The following is a 25,298-nucleotide window of genomic DNA, read 5'->3' on the forward strand; positions in this document are numbered from 1 at the left end:
TCGGCTCATACCCTGCGGATGCCCCGGTTGGCTGCAGGTCGCAGGAGCGCCTGTCACAGCTCCTGCCGCCTGTCGATCCATCCGGCCTCCGTCAGTCTTCCTCGGCTTTGCTGACCGATACCGCCAGGGCATCGATCTGGACATTGTAGCTGTTGATCTCCTCGGGCACGATATCGCCCATGGCGCGCCAGACCGAGGTCTCCGTCTCTCGGTATGCCGCAAGCACCCCGAGATAACGGACCGTTGGCCCGACTTCCTGCGAAATCTTTTGGGTGGCTCCCGGCGTCACGATGATTTCCTCGCGTCCGATCATATCGGCTCCCAGGATCGCTGCGTCCTGTTCGAACAGCTGAAAGAAGTCGGCTTCCTCGAAGGCGTTGGGAGATGCCAGCTGGTAGACCCTTAATACAACCGGCGAGGCCCGTCCTTGCGCGTTGGGATTGATGTCCAGTGCAGCCGAAATCGAGAGATCGACGACAGTCGGCTCAGGTTTGGTCTCGGCGCATCCGCCGAGCACCAGCAAAGCCGCGAACAGGCAACAGATCACTCTCACATTTGGTCTCCCCACATAGGTCGAGTTGGCCCCTGCAATAGTTCAAACCTCATTGTTTGAACGAACCGCCGCAACATCCCGAATCGTCAAGCGATTTACACTAACACAGATGGCCTCATGATGGCCGCGCCGCTTTCGCGCCTCGTCTGTCCGTGCTTCGCCCCTAAACTTTTTTCGCCTGCTCCTCATAAGCCCGCGCAAACTCCCGCCCGAAGAGACCGTGAAAGTCATCTTCGGCTTCCTTCGCAATTTCCGCATAGAGTTTTGTAAAGAGTTCCCAATGGCGGGCTTTTTTCGAGCCTGGCAGAACTTTGTCCAGAACAGAATCCTCGCGCATCCGGTCTTCCAGCTCCTTGGGATCGAAGCGCATCAGCAAAGCCTTCAAGGCCACCTGCATTCCCGCCATCACCGCGATCTGATGGGCCTTGATATCCGAGAAACCCTGATCAACCGCCTGACGCGGTGTCAGATAGCCCCGGCTGGTTCCGCCCAGCATGGCCTGCAGCGCATCTTCGATATTGACGGTGAATTTCAGCGGATTGTTCGCTTCGGCCCGGATCATCGTCTGATCCAGGCGGAATTCGTTCTTGATGGTCTGCCGGGCCTTCAGGACCTCGACCAGGCCACGCACCAGATCACGGTAGGTCTCGCCCACCCGGCGCATCATTTCCTCTTTTGCCGCCTCGGGCACATCGAGCTCGGTCATGCCGACACCTTCGAGAAACGCATGCAGCAAAGCAGAATCCGACGCCGGCATCGCAGGCTGAGCGACGTTCGCGGCAGGTGCCGAAGCTGAGGGCGGCGCCTGTGGTGAAACCCTTGGCGCAGCTGCCGGCTCTGCGTCGTCACCAGCGCTGGAACTTGATTGCTCCACCGGTTCAGGCGCCGGGTTCAGCAGATCGTCAGCGTCCCAGTCATCCGGTATCTGGGCGCCGGCCACCCCGGGCGGCTGAAAGAACTCCTGAGACGGGGGCACATGATCCTGTTCCGGCGCGGCGCTGTCCAAGGGGTCGTTGCCCGCCCCTCCCGGCAAGAGATCGCTGAAGAGGTCGTCATCCTCCGGGATTCCCCCGCCGGACGGAGTCCCCAAAGGCGCAATCGAGGGTTCCTGCCGCGCGGACGGCCCGGAGTGATCCAAAAGTGCATCGAGTGGATCCAGCGCGCCCTCCCCGGGCGCACCGGGCTCCAAGCCGCCGCTTCCCGGACCGCTTAGCTTTGCTTCGTCCTCCGCCTTGTCACGCTGCTGGGAGTTGATTTCGAAGGGGTCGAGATTTTCGCCCATGCCGACCCCCAGAACCCGCGCGAAGGAATCCAGATCGTCGACCGCATCATCTGGACCCGCAGACTCGTCGATTTCGACTTTGATTTCGTAATCGCCGATCTTCAGACGATCCCCGTCATTCATCCTGACCGTCGTGCCGCGCTCCAGCCGTTCCGGCGAGCCATTTACAAAAACACCGTTCGTGCTGGTATCGGTCAGGCTGAACGTCCCGTCGCGAAAATGGACGGAGCAGTGATTTTTCGACATGTGGGGGTCCGGCAGCGCCCACTCGTTGCTCAGGCCTCGCCCGATTCTGCCCCCCTGGGATCCGAAACTATGGCTGATGTCCTGCGGATCCGGCGGTTTGACATCGCCGACAATTGTCATTCTCAGAATCATGCGTATCTCAGGGTCGTTCCCGTTTTCGCGCCCATATTACACATGCATGGCGGTCACAGGCCATGACTGGATGCGCAGAAAGAAAAATTCCCGTAATCCGTGGCATTTCGCGGTTCATAGCCCGTATTACTCCGCGTCGCGGCCACTCCCGCCGCGCGCCACGTCCAGGCCTTGATTCAGGAACTTTGCATACTTATCCGGGGCTTTTTCGGGCTCGGTCTGAACCGCGGCCAGAATAACCGCCCCCGAAACCGCTGCACCGGTCAGTTCCTCGCCCGGCGGCACGGAGGGAGCATCCTCGGGCGCCATGGAGCCCGCGCTCCAGAATGCGGCCACGGCGGCCCAGCTCGCGGAAGAATCCATGGGCGTTTTCTCGGCAAGCGCCATCGCCTTGCGGCGGTTCTCGTCAACCGGCTTGTAAACCCAGGCTTCGGCGGCATCCAGGGCCGCGAGGTTATCGGAAGACGGATCTTCGGTCGTGACAGCGCGCGCGCAGAGACAGGCCCACCACACCGCCTCGCGTTTCGGCAGGGCGTAGGCTAGGAAACGCGCAGCGTCGGCAAAGCGTTGCTCCGCCATAAGGCGCTCCATGAAGGAGGCCGGCGTGGACGCCTCATCAAGCAGCGCGGCAGCATCCGGGTCCAGCTCATACAGACGGCAGACTTCAGCCGCCGTCGAGGCTTGGACTTTTGTGAGTGCTGTCATTTTAACCGCTCACCTTCGACATGTTTCCCAATCGATCCTCAGTTCCAAACGCCTGGATTTAACCATCCGTCCCAGGACTTCACCTTCCTTCACAGAGACAACACTTAATTGATCATAACTATTCCACCCTTTACGGTGAGCATCCCCGAGCCCTCGACCGTGGTCATTGGCGACTTCAGATCCGCCTTCATATCGCCCTGTACCGTGACCATCATTCCCTTGATCTTGATTCCCGACTGATCGATCTTGATCGAGTTGCCGCCGACCTTCAGTTCGATCGACTGCATGGCCTCTACCGTGATCTTTCCGGCGTCGGCCTTGACGGCAATGTTTCCCATTTTGACGGACAGCTTTTCATTGCCCTTCGAGATCGTGGCCGTCCGGTTTCCCTGCGAAATCGTAATGTCTTCGTTGCCTTTGCTGACCTCCAGGGTCCGGTTGTTGGTCACCGTGATGGATTGGTCGTTGTCGACTTCCAGCGTGTCGTCGTTCTCGACCTTGCGCATGAAATCCTTCTGCGCATGGAAGTAGACCTCTTCTTTGCCCGCCTTGTCCTCGAAGCGCAGCTCATTAAAATCCGCCTCGGCGCCGGACTTGCTGCTGCGGGTCTTTATACCGCTCTGGGTTTTGTTGGCGGGAAGGCTGTAGGGCGGTGTGTTCTCGTCATTATAGACACATCCGGTCACCAGAGGGCGGTCGTAGTCTCCGTCCAGGAAACTGACAATGACTTCCATGCCGACGCGCGGGGTGAAAACGCTGCCCCAGTTCTTACCTGCCCACATCTGGGTGACGCGCAGGTAGCAGGAACTCTTATCGTCGTCTTCGCCGTAGCGGTCCCAGTGAAATTGAACATGAACGCGCCCATGCTCATCCACGTCGATTTCCTCACCGGCAGGACCGACGACCACTGCACTTTGGGGACCGTTCGGCCGGGGGACGGGCGTGATTTTCTCCGGACGCAGGACGATATCTTTCGGAAGAGCGACGAACCGGTTCGCGTAGCTCGCCGTCTCGCCGCCACCGGCAGCCAGGAACGTCGGGTCGTAGGCGTGATGGGTTAGGCCCGACACGACATATTCCTGATCGACTTCAGCCTCGGTTTCGTGCCGCGTCAGCTTGAAGCTATGTCCCGGCGAGAAGCTGCAGCAGTCCCCCTGGCCTTCAACCACTTTATAGGAAGCCTCTTCGGTCTCCATCCTGAGTTCACTTGACGTCGAGCCTTCCGCCTTGGTCGTGAATTGCCCGGGATATTCATAGACCTCGTACTTCTTGAAGTCAGCGTTGTCGATAACCGTATTGGTCTTGCTCTCAAGGTCGGTTTTCGAGGTCGTAAAGTTGTAGTCACTCTGCACCCAGGTCCCGCTTTTGAACTCGTGACTGGGGTTCCAGCTGTTGACGACGCCGCCGGAAACACCGCCTGCCCGGTGCTCGACCTCGGCCTGAAGCGCGTCTTCGTAGGCGCTCGCATTGTCGGCAATGACGAGCGTATGTTTGCCCTGTTCATGCTTGTGAAAATAGAACAGGCCAAAGCGTTCCATCAGGCGCGATACGAAATTGAAATCGCTCTCGTTGAACTGCACGCAATACTCAAGGGTCGGAAAGCTTGCGTTTGCCCTGATTTCGTAATCGCTGAAACTGGCGTCGGAAAAAACGTCTTCAATAATTTTGTCGACGGTCTTTTCCTGGAAAATCCGGCAATCGGAGGTCCGGGTCAAAAGCCAGAACTCGGGCACCACCTCAATGCGGTAGCTGTAGAGTCCTTGCCCTGCCGCTCCACCCGAAGCAAAGCGTTTGACGATCCCGTTAAACCAGCGGACCTCGCCGTCCCGGTCCGGCATCTTCACGCTAAAGGAGACAGACTTTCCGAGCAGATCCTTGGGATCGACCTCCGCGGTTTCCGAAAGAAGGTCGAGATCGAAACGAAAAAGACGGGACGACCGCTCTTCACCCTCGAGACCGGACAGCAACAGCACATCCTGCCCCAACGGACTCTCGATGGTCAGTAGCCTGCCTGTTTGTTCCCAAGCCACGATCGTTGCGGTGCCCCCAAGAGCATAACCCGGTCCGGAGGATCAAACGCGCACTGATCACTGCGGACATGGCGCGTTATGCGCTCTCCAAACCAATAATGCGGAGCCGCTTCGCTTATACGCATGCGCAGCAAGCTGACAGGCTCCGGCGCCGCCTTAACGGCGTCTTGAGTCCCGATATCCGTACTGCAGCTTGCCAGGCGGCGTTTCTCCGCCAGGCAGGCTGCAAGCCCGGAAAACCGGATCAGACCTTCTTGGTCGTGGTCATATCGTAGCCGGCAGGAATCGGCGATCCCGCTTTGTGCTTTTCGTCGAACGGAGTGTACTTCATTTCGATCTTGGTGAAGTTGATGCTGACCGATTCAGTCGGACGGTCGCCGCCACTGCTGACGCTGTAGCCGGAGACCAGTGCGTTCGTCAGTTCATAGGTCAGATAGAGATCTCCAGGACTGCCCGTGCTGACCAGATGGATCTCGACCTTTTTACCTGCGGCGCCCGTGGTCGCTTCCGTAAAGAGGTGGGCCGAAGAAGCGTCCAGTTCCTTCGAGAAGGTGACTTCACTGACCGAGGGTTCCGAGGCTTCGCGGCCTGAGGTTTGGCCGGTGCTCGTCATAATCGCACGGCCGGTGCCCCATTGAAGCGAATTGACCTGGATCCATTTCTTATGTTTGTCGTGAGTCGCATCGCCATCGATACCATCATACTTTACGTAAATCGCCATGGTCTTCCTACCTCCAGTACATCGTTGTGATTAGCTTTTCGTTGCGAATCTTCTAAGCAAAAACCCGCGTTAATTGCGGCTCAAAATACGATGGGAATATTTACCCGATACGGTACTCAAAGCCACCACTTTCGTCTACCGAAACACCAACGTCAGTGATTTCTCCACCCTCTGCCATGCGCTCCAGAAACAGTGCCGACATCTCCGGCAGCATGGTCCGGGAAAGAATGTGCTCGATGTTCCGCGCGCCGCTCTCGTTCTCCTTGCAGCGCTCGGCAATCGAGTCGATCAAGGCCTCGTCATAGCTGAATTCCGCCTTGTAGTTTTCGCGAACCCGGGCCGCAACCCGGTCCAGTTGCAGCTTTACAATTCCTTTGATCACCTCGTCGCTCAGCGGGAAGTAGGGAACCAGTGTCACGCGGCCGAGAAAGGCCGGCTTGAAAACCTTCAGCAATTCAGGGCGTAAAGCCTCGGCCAGTCCCGCCTCATCCGGCATGGTTTCCGGGTCGTCGCAAAGCCCGGCGATCGTGTCCGTACCGGCATTCGATGTCATGATGATGACGGTATTCTTGAAGTCGATGTCCCGGCCTTCACCGTCGCGCAGCATGCCTTTGTCGAAAAGCTGATAGAAAACATCCTGCACGCCCGCGTGTGCCTTCTCCATCTCATCGAAAAGGATCACGCTGTAGGGCCGCCGCCGGACCGCTTCGGTCAAGACCCCGCCCTCGCCGTAGCCGACATATCCGGGCGGCGATCCCATCAGGGTCGAAACCTTATGCTCTTCCTTGAACTCGGACATATTGATCGTCGTGACGTTCTGCTCGCCGCCATACAGCAGCTCGGCAAGCGAGAGTGCGGTCTCGGTTTTACCCACGCCGCTGGTGCCGCAAAAGAGGAACACCCCGATCGGCTTGCGCGGATCGGTCAGCTTGGCACGAGAGGTTCTCATCGCCTGCGCAATGGCGTCGAGGGCGTGGGACTGTCCGATAATCCGCTTCTCGAGATCTTCCTTGATGTTGAGCACCTGCCGGATCTCGTTGGAGACCATTCGGCCAACGGGGATGCCGGTCCAGGTTGCGACCACGGACGCCACCGCCTGGCCATCGACACAAACCTGCAGCAAAGGTGCTTCGCCCTGCATTTCATCCAGCTGCGAATTCAACTCGGCGAGCTCGGCCAGCCAGGCCTTCATGTCTTCTTCGGATGCCGGCTCCTGAGCTTCCCCGTCCGGATCCTGCTCCTCCTCGCCGTTGCCGGCATGGGCCCCTTCCAGCTTATCCCGCAGATCCCGGATCCGGCCGATCAGGTCACGTTCCTTGGCCCAGCGCTCCTCGAGTTCAGCCAGCTCATCGCCGACCTTTTCCTTTTGCTCGGCAATCTCCGTGAGCTTCGCGCTATGGGCGCCACCGGTCGCGGCCTCGCGCTCCAGGATCCCGCTTTCGACATCCAACTGCTCGAGCCTGCGCCGGCGGTCCTCGATCTCCGGCGGCACCGCGGCCTGACTCATATTCACGCGGGCACAGGCGGTGTCCAGCAGGCTGACAGATTTGTCGGGCAGCTGCCGGCCCGGAATGTAGCGGTGAGACAGCCGCACGGCATCGATCACGGCTTCATCGAGAATGCGCACCCCGTGGTGCTTCTCCAGGGTGTCGACCAGCCCGCGCATCATCTCGATGGCGACGGCTTCCGTCGGCTCCTCGACCTTGACCACCTGAAAGCGCCGGGCGAGCGCCGCATCGCGTTCGAAGTACTTCTTGTATTCCGCCCAGGTGGTCGCCGCGATGGTGCGCAGCTCTCCGCGCGCCAAGGCCGGCTTGAGCAGATTGGCCGCATCCCCCTGCCCGGCCTGCCCACCGGCCCCGATCAGGGTGTGGGCTTCGTCGATGAACATGATGATGGGTTTTGGCGAGGCTTTTACCTCTTCGATCACCGATTTCAGGCGGTTTTCAAATTCGCCTTTCACCCCAGCGCCCGCCTGCAGCAATCCCAGGTCCAGGGTATGCAATGCCACGTTCTGTAGCGCCGGCGGAACGTCGCCCGACGCGAGACGCAGGGCAAAACCCTCCACCACCGCCGTCTTTCCGACACCCGCCTCGCCGGTCAGAATCGGATTGTTCTGACGCCTGCGGGTCAGAATGTCGACAATCTGGCGCACTTCCGGATCACGTCCCAGAACCGGGTCGATCTCACCATTCCGTGCGCGCTGGGTCAGATTGATAGTGAACTGCGCCAGTGCGGTGCCACCGGCGGCACCCGTGGCCACGGCAGGCGCATCGCTCCCGGGTTCACTGCTCTGTGCGGCAGACTCGCCGATCGCTTCGTCACTGTCGGCGACGATCTTCATCATGTCCCGCTGCAGGTCTTCTACCGGGATGCGCGCAAACTGCGCCGAAGACTCGCGCGCGACCGGAGCGAGCCCTTCGTCCAAAAGCAAGGCTCCAAGCAAATGGCAGGAGCGGACTTTCGGCGCACCATATTGCAGGGACGCCAGCACCCAGGATTCACGCGCCAGCTTCACCACCTGGGGCGAGAGCGCCGGGGCGCGGCTGTTGCCGGTCTTCATGGAGTCGAGAACCCGGGTCAGGTCCGCGATCAGCCGCGATTCGTCGACCTCGTAATGACGGAGCAAAAGCTGCAGGTCGGAATTACTGCTCTCGAGCAGCTTGAGCAGCCAATGCTCGATCTCAATGTTGTAGTGACTTCGGGAGAGAGTAAGGCCCGCGGCGCTCTCCAGGGACGTCCGGCAAATCCCATTCAACTTGCCGACAAGCGCCTTCAAATCCACTGCAGCCATCTGTCCCCCTTCTCGTGGCGCATAGCTCGTTTGTATGCACTCGAATCTTGTTTTACGCCATTTTTTTAAAAACCGACAGCGCTATTTGCACAGTAACAAATTGAACGCTGTTCGACAGCCCTTTGTTTTCTCTCAGAACATGCCCAACGACTCCCAAATCGGCTTCTTTTTCGACAAGAGCTCCTGCAGCCTTTCCGATACATGCTGCAGGTTGTTTTCGCGGCCTTCGACCGGCTGGCCATCCTTAATCAGACGCTCACCGCGGTCTTCGTATGTTTTCCAGATGAAAGACGCAAAAGCATCCGGATCCTTATCCAGACCCTCGCACAGACCGAGGAAGACCAGCGTCTCCAGGCTCGTGACCGGAACCGCACTCGCCAGTCGCTGCGACGCCAGAGCACTGGAAAGCTGGGCGTTCTCCGCGCGCGTCTGCTTGCAAAGCAAATGATTGAGAGACCGAAGAGACTCCGCTGCTGTCCCGGCTGCCGGCCCCGCAACCGGTTGTGCCTGATTGGATCCGATAAGAATGCCCGCGATCTCCTGCATGGTCGACTCCGGATGCTTTTGGATCGCCGGCAGGGCCATCAGTTCGAACATCGTCTTCGGTCCTTCGCTCAGTGCATCGAAAACCTCGCCGTAGACTTCGGCGGAGACCTCAATATGACCGCGCGGTGCAAGCACCTTTGTCGAGGCATCCGTCCTCGGGACCACCGTGGCAATCTGAAGTTCGGCAAAAAGCTGGTTCTGGCGTTCCCGGCTCATACGCCGGGCGCCCCGAACAAAAACATCCTGCCGCAGGGTGCGCGACAGATAATAGTCCTTGAAGGTCTCGCGGATCTCCGGGATCTGCACCTGATTGAGAATCTCCTTCTGTTCAGGCGTCAGGGTGAGATCCGGAAAATTCTCCAGCAGAATGCAGGACGCCACGTGGGAGAGTTTCGCCGGCGCCAGATCACGCGCCACGTCCGCATGATAGAGCGGGGTCCAGTGTGCGTTGAGATATTCATGGGCCAGGTATTGACCGCCTTCCCCCTCCCAGGTCTTGATCAGATAGTCGAGACGTTTGTTATCCGCGAAAAAATTCGCGCCGCTGTCGCGCAGTTCGGTCGCGAACTTCAGGGCGCGTTCCACCTGCATATCGCTGCGGCCCGGCATCAGGCGTGAAAACTCACTGAACATGCGTTGCAACGGCAGCCCTGCCGTCGTGTCGGGCATGGAGTTGTAGCTGACGTAGACAATGCCGCCGGGCTTCAGGTAGCGCGACAGGAAGGTGACGATGGCCGCTTTGTTCTCGTCGTTGATCCAGCTGTAGACACCGTGCATGGTAACGAAATCGAACTGCGGCAGCTTCTCGACACGGCCCTGGGCAAAGTCATCGAAACCGGCCTCATGAAAGGTGATGTTGGTCAGGCCCGTCTCGGTGACCTGCCGTTCTGCGCGGGCGATATGGGCCGGATTGAAATCCATGGCGTGGAATTCGCCCTGCGGGTTGGCCGCCGCGAGCATGAGTGCCGTCAGCCCCTGCCCGCAACCCAGTTCGCAATAGGTGAACCCGCGTTTCAGCGAAACCGGCTCATAGCCGTTCAGCATGCAGGCGAAATTCAGATAGATCGGTGCCTGCTGTTTATAAAATCCGGGCACATACTCGATGTCGGAGATATAGCCCGCGTCCCATGAACTCATTTACTTTTCCCGTTTATGCGTAGTTATCCAGCGAGAAGACCGCATCGGAAACATCGCCGCGATGGTCGTCTTTTTTGAACCAGGTATTCCAGCCCAGCCTCGGGCCCGGCCCCTTGCCTCCACCGCCAAGTTGAAGCGCAGGGACCTGATCGCCGCGCAAGGTCAGCTGCACGTCGAAAGACTTGTCCGCGCCGACAAAAAGACGCGTCATTTGTGCGAGCTTCAGAAGCTCGTCCCCCTCGGGCATGAAGGCCACGAACTGGTCGTAGCTGAGGGGCCCCATACGGATCCGGAAACTGCTTTGCACATCCCAGACCCGGGAGCCCACGACCGCGTCGACACCCAAGCGGCAAAACCCCGGATCCATATGCGGATTCGCAGGCAGCGAAGTGCACTCGTCCTCGGCCAGCGTGAGCCAGCGCCCCTGAAACTGATCGATCTCGACCTTGCGCTCAAAGAAGTCCGACAGCAGGGCCTCCAAGGCCACGGCGGAAGGCGGGGAATGGCTTAAGTGCCCGCCATAATGCAGCAGCAGCTGGTCGTCGAAGGCCAGGCGCTTGCGCAGGCTGCTCTCCCCGAAGCCGATCATGGCATAGAGGCTCGAGGTCACCGGATCTTCCCGGTCACGTCCCGCGCGCTCATAGACCTGCGGCAGGCGGTATTTTTCCCAGGCACGCAGGAACAGGGAAATCAGCCGGTGGTTAAAGAGGTCGAAGAAATCGCGCAGCGCTAGATTTTTTCCGCGAGTCTCCCGAATCACGGTCTCGGTATAATGCGGCGGCAAGACACCGCTGGGGCCGGTCAGCCCCATGAAGCCGACGGTCATCTCGGGTGGCGGCGCGGGTTTCTCGCCTGCGCCCCCGCTCTTGGACTCAAGCTTGGGCTGAACGATCTTGCTGATTTCACTCGGTGGAAAATGCAGGGCCGGCAAGGCCCGAAAGCGGACGGCTTCCGATCCCGGCGGCACATCCTCACCAACCGCACCGCTGTTGGGGCTGCGGGCATCTTCGCCGCCCTTAGCTCCCTTTCGGCGCAAGGGTATACGCTTCGCCGCTTCAAGCAACCGCACCGCCTGGAAAAACCCGAAGCGGTATGGTGCGCGAAACAACTCGTCGATCAGAGAAGCGTCCGGTCGCCGGCTCTTGGGGGCCATTTTCGCAGTACTCCTGAACGCCCCTTCACACGGGCGGTCAAACGGGTAAATGAGTTGATCGAGCAATAGAGGCCCAGAAAGCGTTCAAGCACCTGCGCCAGGAGAAAGAGTCCGCTGCCGGAAAAGCCTTTCTCGTCGAATTCGATCTCGACTTCCATGCCTCTGCAGACTCCGCCGACGCCCAGCGAAGCCGCCCGGGCGGCAACGCGCCGGTTCCTGACCGAAAGCACGGAATCGATCACGGCACGGGTCTCGGCGGAATCCCTGAAGTCATAGAGTTTCAGAATCTCGCGCAGCGCGTCGGCCCCTTCACCGCTCTCCGCATCCGTAATGGAAAGATGGTTCAGGCTGAGATGTGAGATCAGACGCCAGTAGCCTTTCGGTCCGGCAGGCGGCCGGAGGGTCTCGGTCGGCGCAGTGATGCAGCTGAGCTTGCTGACCGGAGACGCCCCTTCCACCAGCCGCAGATAGGGATGCCCGCCACCATATGGCAGCTTACCCGGCAGATCCCGGTTCAGGCCTGTCATGCCGATCGAGAGCGTCCAATTGGCAGGCATGGAGGGCACGTAATCCAAATCGACCAGGGACAGGTACACCTCCGTCCCCCGGTCGAACTGGCCGGCGGGCCGGCGCGCGCTGTGCCAGAACCGCAGATCCCGCCTGGGATCGCCGCTGTGCTTCAGCGAATAAAAGGGCGCAACCTCCGCCGTGTCACCATCCGGCGATGTCATGGACACCGCGTCGATGGAATAGACTTCGCTAACGCCCTCCCGCCGTGCGTCCGGCACAACCCTGTACTCATGAGAAGTCTGGTTGAGCGAGATGGGCTCAGCGCGTTGCTTGAAGAGGTTCACCATGGGCGTGCAGCCGAGCGCAAAGCTCTCCGCCGACACACTCCGCTCCAGGTCGCTCGAAGTCCGGTTCAGGTAGATGAAAACCTCGAGCTTGTTTCCGGCATCGAGCAGGGTCTTGCCCTCCAGCGCCGTCAGATCGAAGAACAGGAACTTCTCGGGAAAGGCAAAATACTCGGTCAGCAGACGGTATCCGGCAAAGGACCGTGCCGGATAAGGCAAAAGCCCTTCGTCGCGCCCGAAGCCCACAGGCTTGATGGCATCCGGCCCCAGGATCACCGGATTGGGATCCGAAACTCCGTCGGCCAGCGCAATCGAGATCGTATTATTGAACAGCAGCTCGTGCAGGGGCAGGACCTGCTGCGGCTGCCCGCGCAGGAAGAAACGCAGAGACTCCGGCCCCAGCTTGGTAAAGCTCATCTCCTCACTCAGGCACTTCAGACTGAGCCGCAGCACGGCGACCGCACCAGCGCCGCGCGGATTGGCCGGCGCTACGAGCGGCCGCCCGGTCAGGCTCGCATTCTCGACGGTGATGGGCCAGAGCGTCGTGTCGTAGCAGGTGGTGAAGCAGCAGCGCTCGCCACCGACCGGCTCCGTCTCGATCTCCGTTTGCCGGGGCACCTTGTAGGAGCCGGTATGATCAGCCTGACAATCGAACTTGACGATCGACATGGAGGGTATCGGCGCCAGGTAGTGAGGATAGAGCGCCGAGATCAGGGAGTCGGTGAGCTCCGGAAAGTCATCGTCGATCTTGTGGCGGATCCGGGCGGTCAGATAGGCGAAGCCCTCGATCAGGCGCCCGACATGCGGATCCTCGACGGCATCGGCGCTGAGACGCAGACGTCCCGCGATCTTGGGATGTGCATCGGCGAATTCCGCCGCCAGCTTACGAACGTAAGTCAGTTCACGGTTATAGTATGGCAGCAGGTCATCAGCCATTGGGTTTGGTCACCGAAAAGTTTTGAGTCACAGGGTCCAGGCTCGAATCGAAGACCATCGACTCCGGCGTCGGGTCGGCAAAGACCAGGGCCTCGACCCTGAACCGCAGGGTCCGGTCCTGCGGCTCCGCGTTATCGAGCATAATGACCTTCAGGGACTGAAACCGCGGTTCGTGCCGGCGGATCGCGACCTCGAGTTCACGGCAGAAATCCTGCCTGTCCTGTTGGGTCGCCACATCGATCCGGGTCACGTCTGGGATGCCGAAATTCAGCAGCGAACGCTCCAGTTCCTTCAGTTCGGACGGCCAGGAGAGATGGCGCTGGCGCGTATTGAGCAGAGCCTCGAGATCCCGCCGGATGGCATTGCGCAGCTCGGCAAGGGGCTGGCCGCGCGATTTTGGCCGGTCCTTGCTCTCGTCCGGATGCGCGTCGAGCAAACGGTCGAGCACCGACGGCAGGATGGGTTGATCGGGATCGAGACGCGCCATGGAGCCCTCAGCCCGCCGGATTGAATTGCAGGGATTCCAGCTGCATCACCGGCACGACATCGTCACCGATCAGGAAGCAGCGCTGGCCAAGCCCCCGTGCCGGACTGCCCTCGCCGCCGACCCAATCGGAACTGCGTCCCAGCAGAACCTGATCGTCGATCACCTGCTCCGCCGTGCCGTAACCCGCGTCCAGGGCATCGCTGGGCGGCAGGTAAATGGCGGGAATAAAAACGTCGCCGTCCGGACCATCGATCACATCGACCGACGCCCGGCGCCAGATCAGATCGATCGGCCGCTCCGGCGCGTGAAATTCCATTTCCCGCACGCGCGCCATCTCCACCCAGAAGTACTTTCCGGTGCTGGTCAGGACTTCGAAGAAGGATGCGGTCACATCGTCAAGATCGCGAAAGTCATCGAAAGACTTGCCGTTGCAGGTTCCGCTCAAGCTCGCCCGCGCGGCCTCTGCGTCTTCCAGAATTTTTGCCGCGCCGGCTGCGTCACCTTCCCGCAACAGGGTCACGGCCTCGAGATGCTTACTCAACGCATCTGACGGCTGTTCGAGAAACTCAGGCACACGGCCCGCCGAGAAAAGTTCCCGGCGCGCCTGATCCGCGCGGACCAGCTGCCGGATCATGGCAACGCCAACGGCGACATCGGGGTTCTGGGTCGAGATCACATCCAGCAGTTTGTCGGCGCGCTCCAGATTGCCGGAGAAACACAGCAGTTCGGCCAGAAAACCCCGCCGGCCCTGATCGACCGGGTTCTTGCGGACCTCGTCGTTCATGGCAGCAATGGCGTCCGCCAGATTCCCCGCCTGATAAAGCTCCTTGGCACTTAAGGCCATCGTTCAATCCTTTCCAAAACCGCGTCACGCGGTGCCGACGGTCGAGAGTTCCGTCACGAGTCGAAATGATGTGATTACCTGATCGAGTTGCGCATGGGGCTGAAGGTGCACCGTGCAACTATAGACGCCCGGACGTCCCGGCGTCTCCCGCACCGATACCCGGCCTTCCCGCAGAGGGTACTTGGCCTTTTGCTCCGGCGATGCCCCGTCGACAGCCGAGCAGTAGTTCAGCAGCCAGCGTTGCAGGAACTCCTCGCACTCTTCGGCGGTGATGAAGGAGCCGACCCGGTCGCGCCCCATGACCTTGACGTAATGGCTGAAGCGCGAAACACAGAGGATATACTGCAGCATAGCCGAGAGCCGCGCATTCACATTCGCCGAAGGCCGGTCATAGGTTTTGGGCAGTTGGACGGCCTGATTGCTGTAGAAAACCGAGTATTCGCTGTTCGCGCATTTGCTCAAGGGAATGAACCCGAGATTGCTCAGCTCCATCTCCTGCGTTTCGGAGACCGAGACATCGGTCGAGTACTTGATCGCGATTCCTCTGCGGTCGGTATCGAAACTCTGCACGGTCAGTCCCGGTACCAGGCCGTAACCGACCACGTCGCGCGCGGCGCCACGGATGTCCGCGAACCAGCCGCTGTCGAAAAAGTTTCTGATCAGGATGCCGCCAAAGGCATAGGCCGCGCTGCCCCAGAGATAGCGGCTGTCGGTATTGCCCGAGACGGCCTCATTGTAACGGAATCCGCAGTCCGGTGCGGCTCCGTCTTTATAAGGCAGCCGCATGAGGATCCTGGGCAGGGTCACGCCGAGAAAGCGCGCATCCTCCAATTCGCGCAGGGACCGCCAGCGGTCGTATTCCGGCTGCCGAAACACCGTTCCGAGATCGATCGGTGTCCCCAGATCCCGGAAGCTGTCCAGGCCCAGCAATTCCGGTGCCGCCCCCACGATCAGGGGTGCAAAGGCCGCGGCTGAGACCTGCGCGAGCGACTTCAGTGTCGAGACATCATCCGTCGGATGATCCTTGCCGCGCTTATGACGGACTTCATAGTCGCCGATCAGCACACCGTAAGGCTCTCCGCCCGGCATGCCGAACTCATTCTCGTAGATTTTGGTGAAGAGCTGGCTTTGATCGAATTCGATCGCGCGCTCCATATCGCGCGTCACCTCGGCCCAGGAGATATCCAGAACCTTGATTTTGACTCCGGCTTCCTGATCGGCCTGCTCGACCAGGTAGTCGACGCCCCGCCAGGAGGCTTCCAGTCTCTGGAACCTGTGATGATGCAGGATGGCATCGACTTGATCGGACAACAGCCGGTCCAGATAAGCGATATCCCGGTCCAGCGCCGCGAGGATCGCCTCCCGGTCGTAGGGTGGTTGCAGCAGCTTACCGTCACCGAACCAGAGCCGCAGACCCTGAATTGCATGAGTGGTCGAGAGAAAAGCCTGCAGGCGGTCGCCGTCGCCGTGCAAGCCGGTTGCCAGACTCGTGCTGCCCACGGCCTCGGAACGCCGTTCGCGAAGCGCGGCGGAAACGCCGGCAAGCGTGACAGCAGCTTGAGTCATAGCAGCAGTTTGGCCCGGCAGGCGGCACTCTCATGAGGCGCCGGCGGCTGAAGCCCTTCAGCCGACCGGTCGCACTCACAGGATCTGCCCCCGCCGAACATTCCCCTAGCCAGGCGTCATCAGCCGCCGATTTGAGGAATCTTGGCGACCATGCGCATAGAGGTCGTCAACTCTTCCATTTGCAGCCACGGACGCATCCAGGCCACTGCATTGTAGGAGCCCGGCGCGCCCGGAATTTCCTTCACCTGGACCTTGGCCTCGGCCAGTGGGTACTTCGCCTTCATTTCCTGACCCGAGCTGGCATTGCCGTTGACATAGTTCAGGATCCAGCGGTTCAGCCAGTCTTCGCAGTCCGACGCCTCCATGAAGGAACCGATCTTGTCCCGCGCCATGATCTTCAGGTAATGCGCAAAACGAGAGGTAGCCATCATGTACGGCAAACGGGCCGAGATCGCTGCGTTCGCCGTTGCTTCCGGACGATCGTACTTCTTGGGTTTCTGCGCGGTCTGCGCACCGAAGAAGACCGCATAGTCGGTATTCTTGTAGTGACAGAGCGGCAGGAAGCCGAGCTTGCTGAGTTCGGCCTCGCGCCGGTCGGTGATGCCGATTTCCGTCGGGCACTTCTGATCCGGGTCGCCGTCGTCACTCATGAAGACATGGCTGGGCAGATTATCCACCCGGCCGCCGCCTTCCGCGCCGCGGATGGCCGTGCACCAGCCGTACTGGGCGAAGGCATCGGTCATTTTCGTGCCCATGACATAGGACGCATTCATCCAGGTGTACTCGTCATGCCCCATGGGCTTGGCGGCACCGTTCGCGTCCATCTCGCCTTCCTCGAAACCAAACTCCTCGACCGGCTTGGTGTTCTCGCCGTAAGGCAGACGGGCCAGCACGCGCGGCATGACCAGACTGACGAAACGCGCATCCTCGCTCTCACGGAAAGAACGCCATTTCGCGTACTCGATGGATTCGAAAATCTTCTCGAGATCCCGCGGCTTGGAGAGTTCGTTGTAGTCGTCGAAACCGAAGAGCTTCGGACCGGCCGCTGAGATAAAGGGTGCGAAGGAGGCCGCGGCCACATTCGACATGCTGGTTAGCAGCTCGACATCTTCCGGATGATTGGTGAATTCGTAGTCACCGATCAAAGCCCCGAAGGGCTCGCCGCCGGGCGTACCGAATTCGTTTTCGTAGATCTTCTTGAAGGTCTGGCTCTGATCGAACTCGACCGCCTTGCTGAGATCCTTGTAAAGATCGCGTTTCGAGACGTTCATCATCCGGATCTTGAGCGTGGCGCTGGTCTCGGAATTCATCACCAGATGATGCAGTCCGCGCCAGGAGCCTTCCAGCTTCTGAAATTTCTCGTTGTGCATGACGGCGGCCAACTGCTTCGACATGGCCTTGTCGATTTCTTCGATCGCCTGATTGAAGGTCACGGTCAGGTTCTTGCTGTAGCTGACCGTTCCCTTGAGGGCTTCCTCGGTCAGGGTCTTCAAGAGTTCCGTCGCGCGCTCCGGCTCGGTCTGCTTGGTTGCCCCGATCGCCTGCTCCAGCAGGCTGACTTCGCCTTCGGCCTCTGTCGTTTGGGCTTCGGCTTGGGCATCGGTTTCAGTCTGGCTCATTATTCTTTTCCTTTATCCGCGTCGCCTTCAGCCGCCTCATCGACGCCCAGTTCGCCTGAGAGTTCGGACAGCGCGTCCTTGTTCTGCAGAACACGCTCCAGCAGCGCCTCGAGATCCTCGGATCGGTCCACCTTGCTCATAAGATCGCGGAGCTGATTGCGGGTTTCCAGAAGCTTTTTAAGCGCCGGCACCTGTTCGACAACGGCACCCGGCTCGAAGTCCTCGATCGAACGGAACTTCAGATCAACAGCCATTTCGCTGTCATCGCCCTTTAAGGTGTTCTCGACCTTCATCTGCAGACCGGGATTGATCCGCCCCATGACCTGATTGAAGTTGTCGCGGTCGATCTGAACAAACTTGCGGTCTTTCAAGGATGCCAGAGGTTCCGTCGGATCGCCGGAAAAATCGCCCATGACACCAACGATAAACGGCAGTTCCTTCTGAACGACCGCTCCTTCCGTTTCGACATCGTAGCTGATGTGTACGCGTGGTTTGCGGACGCGCTCCAATTTACTGTGAATACTCGCCATGATCCCTGTCCTCAGTTGCTCGTACTATATGATTCGCCACGCTCGCGGCGCTCTACTCGACCACAACACCCGTGGCAGCCATAAAATTCCTGTCGGCAGCTTTACGTCTCGAAACTCATCGTAACACAAATTATCACAATCTTGTCCCCGCGGCTGCCGTTATGCCGCCTCCGTTCTGCCGCCTTACCGATAAAAACGCCTTAGACCGCATTTAACTCCGCTCAGTAGCCGTCATCAGCCGGCGGTGGCGCAATGCCTGCCCGCATCAGGAACCCGCGCCGCGCCTCGTCATCGGGGATCAGCTCAACCAGAAGATCCGACAAAGGCATGCGCGCACGTCGCACCATTTCCTCCAAGGTATAGGAAAGTGTCGAGTGAGGTTCCGTCTTGCGGAAGAACTCCGCAACCTTCAGCAAGGTGTTGAAGGCGTCCTCCCGGCTCGCGATTGCGCCTGCGACAGCCGTTGCAGGGCCTGCCGCCGCGGCCGGTGCCGCGCCCCCACCCTCAGATGCCGCCTCTTCCACCGCCGGCGCGTCGGAAATCAGTTTATCCTTTGCCAGGAATCCGATTTCGTCGCGGATGGTCTGCAGCAGGTTGCGGATGTTGGAAGCCGGCGGCGAGTCCGCGCCGCACTTCTCATCCAGTGCCGCGTTCAGCTTCGCGAATTCCTCCATCGCGGCGTCGAGATCGGCGACCAGTTCACCGTAAAAAGACGCAGGGGACTCGGCGACGGCCCGCGTCATCTGTTCCATGGTCAAAGCGCCGGCATCGATCCGGGCCTGACGTTTCTCTTCGTCGGCAACCTTGGCCAGCTCGCCGGCCTGCTCGTACTGCCAGAAGGCATAAGGCAGATCGCTGCTGCCCTGCGTGATCTGGACTTTTCTGATCGGCTGAATAAGCGTGCCGTCACCACCGTCACCATTCAGGCCGGTCACGGGTGCGACCTTGGTCTCGAGACCGTCCTCGTCCTCGAGCGGATAAAGGTCATCCCAGAAGTTTTCGACCAGCCCATGCATCAGGCGGAACCCATCCCGCAAGCCGCCAAAGCCGTGGGCGCGCAACAGCGCTTCGGTCAGCCAGGCCGCGATTTCCAGATCCTTCGATCGGGTCGCGATAACATCCGGGGAAAGCTCGAGGATGGAGCGCCACTCGTCGAGAAACCCGGCGGGTTCATCGTCCATCTCCATGTTCCGCTCGGCTGCCCGGGCCGCCGAGCGCGCATCCTTGATCTGGTAGTAAACCGATGTCGGCGAGGCATCGTCACGCAGGTTTTCGCCAGCGGCGGCGTCCCCTTCGATCGGGGCCAGCAGAGCCTCAAAATCCAAATTCTCTTGCGACGCCATAAACTCTTACTCGCCAAAATCAGGAAAAAGACCAGCCGAGGCCGGCCGCGCGGGAAAGTGGCCTGAAGCCATGCCGGGGCACCAAAGAATTCCAATGCGTGAGAGAAAGGCGGCAAAACCCCCGAACCGAAGGCTATGCCAAACGCCGTCAATCGGCGCGAATCCCTTCCCCCCAAAAGCCCGCTTAAAGCCAATGCGAAGGGAATCACTGTCGTCGTGAACTCGCATCCCCGTCCCTCAACACACGCGACACTATAGGCTTTTCTAGGTTCACGCCGAAGCGTTTCACCTTCGAAAAACACGTGTTCTTAATTTGCTCTGGAACAATAGTCTGGAAACCCGTGGATTTTCAATACTTTCCTCTTCTTCCTTGAGAAAGTGTTTTGATAGGGCGTGACTGTGCAAAGCCTGCGCAACGTCCGGCTGCAGCCCTGATCCTACAACCTTTCATACCTGCCGATGCTCCGCATCGCCCCGAAAGGCAGGGAACAAACAGATAAATTTGCAACATTCCAAAGCAAAAGTGACGCCAAAGTGAATGGAATTTGTAGACATACGATAACCAAATGTTAACCATAATTCTTGTATCACAACTTTGCCACAGGCCTAGCTGATCAACGGACCCCGAAGATGATGAGTAGCTTATTCGCCCTTACAGAGATTTTTGACCGGCCTGCAGCCGCTGCAGCCAAGCGACGCGCGCGGAAAAAGGCCGGCTTTGCGGTCAGGGGCCTCGTGGTTGGCGGGCTTTTGCTCGGTGCCGCAGCCTGTACGACCGCCACAACACCTCCCGCGAATACAGCCGAATCCATTATCGAATCCGCACTTTCCTCTTCCGTTCAACTCTTCACCGAGCGCGAAGACGGCCGCCGGCGCACCGGATCCGGCGTTGTTTTCGCGCTGGCCGGTGAACGTTCCTACATCGTCACCACGGCGCATCTGCTGGAACCGCAGGTCCCGCAAAAGGTCTTCGTGGCGCTGCCCGGACAAACGGAACGCACCGAAGCGCAGGTTCTGACGATCAATGCGGAAAAGGATATCGCGCTTCTGGAAACAACACCTCTTCGCGTGAAGCCCGTGCATTTTCAGGAGGATGCCCGGCTCGGCGAAAACATCTGGGTGGTTTCTTTTCCCTGGGGACGCCGTGTCACGGTGGTGAACGGTTTCGTCAGCCAGATCGCGCAGGAAAACGATAACCCCGCGTCGATTACGCGCGGACCGATCAGTCTGATCGATGCGACGGTCAGCTATGGCACCAGCGGCGGCGGTGTCTTTAACGGCAAAACTGGAAATCTTTTGGGGATCGTGCGGGGCTACCGCACGGCAAAACTCTCGGTACCGGGCGGTAACGGTCAAAGTCTGAGCGTGCCGATCGCAGGCGAAACAACGGTCATTCCGATTTCGGATATCCGCTGTCAGTTAGAAGAAGCGCAATTGGCCCACCTGACACCAATCGACGACTGGGCCAGTCTTGACGATGGCGGTTTCGGCTGCCCCAAAGTCACAGCTTCGAGGTCCGGTGCGACAAAAACCAACTAGCGTTTGGCTCCTCGCACCGTTCTTTCATTATCTATACAAGCACCAAGGGGCACGGATCGTAAGACCCGTGCCCTCGGCTTTAGTGCGTCTGCTTACTGGGCAGGAGCAATCGACGTAGCGACGTTCTTGCCGTCCTGCTCTTCGTAAGAAACCGTGACCTCGGTTCCAGGAGCCAGGCCATCAAGAGGAACGCCCTCTACGACCTCAAAGGTCGTGCCGTCTTCAAGCGTCAGGGTGCTGGTTCCAGGATCGGCCATGGCGATGCGACCGGAAGCTTCTGCTGCATGCGCCGCGCCGGCGAAACCCAAGAACGCGAAGACGGAGAGAGCAGTGATTAACTTTTTCATAGTCTGTATCCCAATTTGGTTACGGATTGCAATTAGTTGCGTGATTAAATCTATGTCCGGCAGCAACAAGCGTGAAGGGACAAGATCCGGCCAAAATTGTGTCAGCGAAAGGCTACATCCACAGGGCTGTGACCGCTTCGGGGCACGCCCTTTTTCATCCTTTGCATGAACGCTGGAATTCCGGGAAAAATACGCTAAACCAGTAGCTTGCTTAGGCGTCCTGAAGCCGCCTTCAACAAACCAATTGATTGATTTTGCATGCGCTCAGTAAAGCGTGACGACGGCCCCGAGAGGGTCAGAGCTCCCCGCAGTGCCCCATCCCGCCCCAGCAACGCCACAGCAACCGCCGAGAGATCCGGATTCCGCTCACCGATCGAGCGGTAATATCCGGCTCTTCGCACCTCCTTGCTGGCCTGATCCTGCGCTCCCGAGTAAGCCTGCAGGACATGCGCGGCGGCGCCACGGTCCAGAGGCAGCCGCACGCCCTCATCCAGATGATGCCTCACCGCATGTCCGGAGTTCTGGCGGTAGAGACACACCCGTTCCGACGCTTCCCGGACATAAAACGACGCCGTTTCTCCCGTCGCTTCCACCAGTGCCCGCAGTTCAGGCCTGATGTGCTCGCCCAGATCGAAGCTGCGCCTGTAGACCGATCCCAGGCGCCAGACGCTCGCTCCCAGCCGATAGAGCCCCGCTTCGTCGCGCGAGAGGTATCCGAAGCGCTCCAGCGACGCCGAGAGCCGCAGGATGGTGCTCTTGTAGAGGCCGGTCTCCTCGGCCATCTGCGCCAGGCTCAGGGTGCGCCGCTCCTCGCCGAAAGCCTCCAGAATGGAGAGCGCCCGCTCCACCGCCTCGACCCGCTGTTCCTTCATCTCCCCGCTCCTTCAGGGCTGCCACCGTTCTGCCTGCCAGAATAATAGAACATCGTTCTTGCACACAGAACACGACCTTTATTAGCAATGCGCGCAAGATCGATACTCCTTTGAGGAATGCGCGCTCATGTCTCCACTCACCGGCGTCCGGGTTCTGGACCTGACCAATGTCCTGGCTGGCCCCTTCTGCTGCCATCAACTCGCGCACCTGGGGGCCGAGGTTATCAAGGTGGAGGTTCCCGGGCGGGGAGACCTGGCCCGCCAACTCGGTGCCGATGCCGAACTGAATCAAAAACTTATGGGCGTTTCTTTCCTCGCCCAGAACGCGGGAAAGCAGTCCGTCACCCTCAATCTCAAAAGCGAAAAGGGCGTGGCCCTCTTAAAGCAGCTTGTGCGAACCGCCGACGTCCTGGTCGAAAACTTCCGGCCCGGCGTCATGGATCGCCTCGGCGTGGGTTGGCAGGTACTCAAAGACGTGAACCCGCAGCTCATCTACTGCGCGATTTCAGGCTTCGGCCAGGACGGCCCCTGGCGGGACCTGCCGGCTTATGACCAGATCGTCCAGGGCGTCTCCGGCGTGATGAGCATCACCGGTGATGCCGACACCGCTCCCTATCGGGTCGGCACTCCGATCAGCGACACCATCGGTGGCCTGACGGCGGCCTTCGCGATCACTGCCGCCCTCCAGGGCCGCGACCGGACGGGTGGCAGCTTCATCGATGTCTCCATGCTGGAGGCCACTCTCTCGACCATGGGCTGGGTTCTGTCGAACTGGCTGATTGCGGGGCAGCGGCCGAGCCCAAACGGCAACGAGAATTCTACCTCCGCGCCCTCGGGCACCTTCGCGACAGCCGACGGACCGCTCAATGTTGCGGCCAACAAGCAGGAACAGTGGGAGATCCTCTGCCGCTTTCTCGAGCGGGAGGATTTGCTGCAGCATCCCGACTACGTCACCCGCGAAGCCCGGAAGATCAATCGCTCGGCCTTGAAATCGGAACTGGAGAAGTCCTTTAAAACCAGACCCGCAAGCTACTGGTCTGACGCGTTGAATCATCGCGGCGTGCCTGCCGGGATGGTCCTGGAGGTTCCCGATATCCTCGCGCACCCGCAAATCTCGGATCGCGGCATGCTCGCGTCTTTCACGGCGGTTCCCGGCACCGGGCGTGACATCCAGGTCGCGCGGACCGGTCTCAAGCTGAACGGCGTTCCGCCTGCCGTCGCCGATCCCCCGCCCCGGCTCGGCGAGCATAATGAAAAGGTTTATGGCGCACTCGGCCTGAGTCTGGCCGACATCGAAAGCTTGAAAAAGGAACAGGTGATATGAGCGACGTCAGCGACTGGTGGCACACCTCGATCATTGACATGGCGCCGGGACAAATCCGCATGCGCGGCCGCCCGATCGAAGAGCTGATCGGCACCATCAGCCTGCCGCAGATGATCTGGCTGATGACCCGGGGCGACCTGCCCAATGATGCGCAGGCCAAACTCCTGGAGTGTGCGCTGGTCGCCGCCGTGGATCATGGTCCGCAGGCGCCTTCCATCGCGGCGGCGCGCATGGCGGTGACCTGCGGACTCGGCCTCAACGGCGCGCTGGCCTCAGCCGTCAACATGCTCGATGACGTCCACGGCGGCGCCGGGGAACAGGCCGTCGAACTCTACCACCAGATCGACGGGATCATGGCGGAGGGATCCAGCCTCCCGGATGCGGCCGCGTCCGCTGTCCGGCAATGGCAGTCTGAGAAGAGCAAATATGCTCCGGGCTTCGGGCACCGCTTCCATAAACCGCGTGATCCCCGCGCACCGCGCCTCCTCGCGCTCGTCGAAGACGCGGCGCAGACGGGAACAATCTCCGGACGCTTCGGGACCATTGCTCAGGCGGTCCAGGATTTTCTGGAGCAGAAGGCCGGCAAACCGGTTCCCATGAACATCGACGGCGCCACCGCCGTCATTTTCGCCGAATTGGGTTTTGCCGCGCCCCTGGCTCGCGGCCTCTTCTGCCTCTCCCGTTCCATCGGCATTGTCGCCCACGCCTGGGAGCAGATGGAGCAAGGCGGCCGCAACAAAGGCCCGACACCGCCTGGATATCGCTGGACCTACGAGGGCAAAAATCCGATCGAGTGAAGGCGAGAGACCTCGAACTTGCTCAAAGTGCTCGTCCGATAAGTTCCGCCAGGACACAACAGGGCGTTTGGGGCGATGTGCCGTGCAATCTCAAGCAGCAGTCTTCTGGATCGCCCATAAGGCCGGGACCACCGGACCATCCATCAGTGCAACTTCCCGAAACTGTCTTGCGACATATTGGTCGATCGCGTCTTTGAGTTCCGGATACAGCTCTATGAGTTCAACAGCGCGCTTGGGAATGGTTTCAAGAGAAAGTGCGTTAAATGATCTCCAGGCAGGGCTTCCTATCCGCCGCGCGACGATTGCATCGCCGAATTGTGTCAGCTCGGCTTCCATCGCTCCCTGTTCGAGAAGATCTTCATAGTCCGCCGGCGGGGATACCCCGTCTTCGAGATATCCATCGTCGATGATGATCCAGCCACCATCGCGCACGACGGCGCGAAGCAGGCCCATGGTCTTCGCGGGATCGCCAAGCAGCGGTCCGACGGCGATCATCATAACGGCGTCGAAGCGAGCAGGTTTAGCCAGCCACTTGCGCAGATCGTCCGCCACAAATTGACAGCGATGTTGCAGCCCAGCTTCCTTTGCCGACTGCCGCGCAATCTCGATGAACGGCGAATGACCGTCGACGCCTGTGACCTTCGCATCGAAAGCCCGCGCCACCCGGATGGCTATATCGCCTCGCCCGCATCCAAGATCCAGCACAGTGCCGCTTTTTGGAAAGCCGACCTCTCTCAGCACCTCGACCACCTCGTCTTCCCCGCCGCTCAAGGACGGCAAGTCCTGAAGCAGATACGGCAGGTGCGGCAGCAAGCACTCCGGCGCCTCCATCGCGTAAGCCACTTCGCTCAGCAGGGTCTTCGTCACAGTCACTCTCCGTGCGCGCGTTATTCTTCGGATTCAAATCCGCCCGTATGAGGCGGAACACATCGTGAGTGTCT

21 protein-coding genes are annotated in these 25,298 nt (G+C 59.9%); 3 read left to right on the forward strand and 18 right to left on the reverse strand.

The features are described from left to right. Positions 1–91: 91 nt before the first annotated feature. The 15 genes from tssJ to tssA form a co-directional block, all read right to left on the reverse strand. Positions 92–553 (reverse strand): type VI secretion system lipoprotein TssJ, encoded by a 462-nt coding sequence (gene tssJ / locus FKG95_RS09715; protein WP_179954025.1) that lies wholly within the window; start codon positions 551–553, stop codon positions 92–94. A gap of 163 nt (positions 554–716) precedes the next feature. Further along, a complete protein-coding gene (tagH, locus tag FKG95_RS09720; RefSeq protein WP_142896161.1) occupies positions 717–2,213 on the reverse strand; it encodes a type VI secretion system-associated FHA domain protein TagH in 1,497 nt (498 codons plus the stop codon). A gap of 126 nt (positions 2,214–2,339) precedes the next feature. Then, the gene (locus tag FKG95_RS09725) at positions 2,340–2,918 is read right to left on the reverse strand and encodes a DUF6931 family protein (RefSeq protein WP_142896162.1); all 579 of its coding nucleotides are present in this window, start codon (positions 2,916–2,918) and stop codon (positions 2,340–2,342) included. Between the two features lie 104 nt (positions 2,919–3,022). Further along, positions 3,023–4,948, reverse strand: a complete 1,926-nt coding sequence (locus FKG95_RS09730) for a type VI secretion system Vgr family protein (RefSeq protein ID WP_179954026.1) — start codon at positions 4,946–4,948, stop codon at positions 3,023–3,025. Between the two features lie 244 nt (positions 4,949–5,192). Next, positions 5,193–5,669 (reverse strand): Hcp family type VI secretion system effector, encoded by a 477-nt coding sequence (locus FKG95_RS09735; protein WP_142896164.1) that lies wholly within the window; start codon positions 5,667–5,669, stop codon positions 5,193–5,195. 100 nt (positions 5,670–5,769) lie between these two features. Then, the gene (gene tssH / locus FKG95_RS09740; protein ID WP_142896165.1) at positions 5,770–8,463 is read right to left on the reverse strand and encodes a type VI secretion system ATPase TssH; all 2,694 of its coding nucleotides are present in this window, start codon (positions 8,461–8,463) and stop codon (positions 5,770–5,772) included. A gap of 132 nt (positions 8,464–8,595) precedes the next feature. Beyond that, positions 8,596–10,146: a class I SAM-dependent methyltransferase gene (locus FKG95_RS09745; protein WP_142896166.1), complete on the reverse strand. Its 1,551-nt coding sequence runs from the start codon at positions 10,144–10,146 to the stop codon at positions 8,596–8,598. A 13-nt stretch (positions 10,147–10,159) separates the two neighbouring features. After that, the gene (gene tssG, locus FKG95_RS09750; RefSeq protein ID WP_142896167.1) at positions 10,160–11,299 is read right to left on the reverse strand and encodes a type VI secretion system baseplate subunit TssG; all 1,140 of its coding nucleotides are present in this window, start codon (positions 11,297–11,299) and stop codon (positions 10,160–10,162) included. Further along, entirely contained in the window at positions 11,263–13,089 is a 1,827-nt protein-coding gene (gene tssF / locus FKG95_RS09755) for a type VI secretion system baseplate subunit TssF (protein ID WP_142896168.1), read from the reverse strand. The genes tssG and tssF overlap by 37 nt, the downstream gene beginning before the upstream one ends. Further along, positions 13,082–13,576 carry a type VI secretion system baseplate subunit TssE gene (gene tssE / locus FKG95_RS09760; RefSeq protein WP_142896169.1) on the reverse strand — a complete coding sequence of 165 codons (495 nt, stop codon included), beginning with the start codon at positions 13,574–13,576 and terminating at the stop codon, positions 13,082–13,084. The genes tssF and tssE overlap by 8 nt, the downstream gene beginning before the upstream one ends. Positions 13,577–13,583: 7 nt before the next feature. Further along, positions 13,584–14,420, reverse strand: a complete 837-nt coding sequence (locus FKG95_RS09765) for a type VI secretion system accessory protein TagJ (protein WP_142896170.1) — start codon at positions 14,418–14,420, stop codon at positions 13,584–13,586. 24 nt (positions 14,421–14,444) lie between these two features. Continuing rightward, positions 14,445–15,986: a type VI secretion system contractile sheath large subunit gene (tssC, locus tag FKG95_RS09770; RefSeq protein WP_142896171.1), complete on the reverse strand. Its 1,542-nt coding sequence runs from the start codon at positions 15,984–15,986 to the stop codon at positions 14,445–14,447. A gap of 119 nt (positions 15,987–16,105) precedes the next feature. Beyond that, positions 16,106–17,605 carry a type VI secretion system contractile sheath large subunit gene (gene tssC, locus FKG95_RS09775; RefSeq protein WP_142896172.1) on the reverse strand — a complete coding sequence of 500 codons (1,500 nt, stop codon included), beginning with the start codon at positions 17,603–17,605 and terminating at the stop codon, positions 16,106–16,108. Continuing rightward, a complete protein-coding gene (gene tssB / locus FKG95_RS09780) occupies positions 17,605–18,135 on the reverse strand; it encodes a type VI secretion system contractile sheath small subunit (protein ID WP_179954027.1) in 531 nt (176 codons plus the stop codon). The genes tssC (FKG95_RS09775) and tssB overlap by 1 nt, the downstream gene beginning before the upstream one ends. A gap of 221 nt (positions 18,136–18,356) precedes the next feature. After that, complete coding sequence (gene tssA, locus FKG95_RS09785; RefSeq protein ID WP_142896174.1) at positions 18,357–19,478, reverse strand: type VI secretion system protein TssA; 1,122 nt, start codon at positions 19,476–19,478, stop codon at positions 18,357–18,359. A 630-nt stretch (positions 19,479–20,108) separates the two neighbouring features. On the opposite strand from tssA, the gene FKG95_RS09790 reads away from it, so the two are divergent. Continuing rightward, a complete protein-coding gene (locus FKG95_RS09790) occupies positions 20,109–21,017 on the forward strand; it encodes a S1 family peptidase (protein WP_142896175.1) in 909 nt (302 codons plus the stop codon). A 92-nt stretch (positions 21,018–21,109) separates the two neighbouring features. On the opposite strand, the gene FKG95_RS09795 is transcribed toward FKG95_RS09790, so the two are convergent. Both FKG95_RS09795 and FKG95_RS09800 read right to left on the reverse strand, forming a co-directional pair. Then, complete coding sequence (locus tag FKG95_RS09795; RefSeq protein WP_142896176.1) at positions 21,110–21,364, reverse strand: DUF1344 domain-containing protein; 255 nt, start codon at positions 21,362–21,364, stop codon at positions 21,110–21,112. Positions 21,365–21,558: 194 nt separating this feature from the next. Further along, positions 21,559–22,236, reverse strand: coding sequence for an IclR family transcriptional regulator (locus tag FKG95_RS09800; RefSeq protein WP_142896177.1), 678 nt, complete (start codon positions 22,234–22,236; stop codon positions 21,559–21,561). Between the two features lie 127 nt (positions 22,237–22,363). Here FKG95_RS09800 and FKG95_RS09805 point away from each other — a divergent pair, with 127 nt between their 5' ends. Together FKG95_RS09805 and FKG95_RS09810 are read left to right on the forward strand one after the other, a co-directional pair. Continuing rightward, positions 22,364–23,560 carry a CaiB/BaiF CoA transferase family protein gene (locus FKG95_RS09805; protein ID WP_142896178.1) on the forward strand — a complete coding sequence of 399 codons (1,197 nt, stop codon included), beginning with the start codon at positions 22,364–22,366 and terminating at the stop codon, positions 23,558–23,560. Next, positions 23,557–24,357 (forward strand): citryl-CoA lyase, encoded by an 801-nt coding sequence (locus FKG95_RS09810; protein ID WP_142896179.1) that lies wholly within the window; start codon positions 23,557–23,559, stop codon positions 24,355–24,357. The genes FKG95_RS09805 and FKG95_RS09810 overlap by 4 nt, the downstream gene beginning before the upstream one ends. 90 nt (positions 24,358–24,447) lie before the next feature. Here the strand turns inward: FKG95_RS09810 and FKG95_RS09815 are convergent, their stop codons facing one another. Beyond that, a complete protein-coding gene (locus FKG95_RS09815) occupies positions 24,448–25,224 on the reverse strand; it encodes an SAM-dependent methyltransferase (RefSeq protein ID WP_142896180.1) in 777 nt (258 codons plus the stop codon). Positions 25,225–25,298: the final 74 nt, after the last annotated feature.

The organism is Denitrobaculum tricleocarpae (assembly GCF_007004665.1).
Classification (GTDB): domain Bacteria; phylum Pseudomonadota; class Alphaproteobacteria; order Kiloniellales; family Kiloniellaceae; genus Denitrobaculum; species Denitrobaculum tricleocarpae.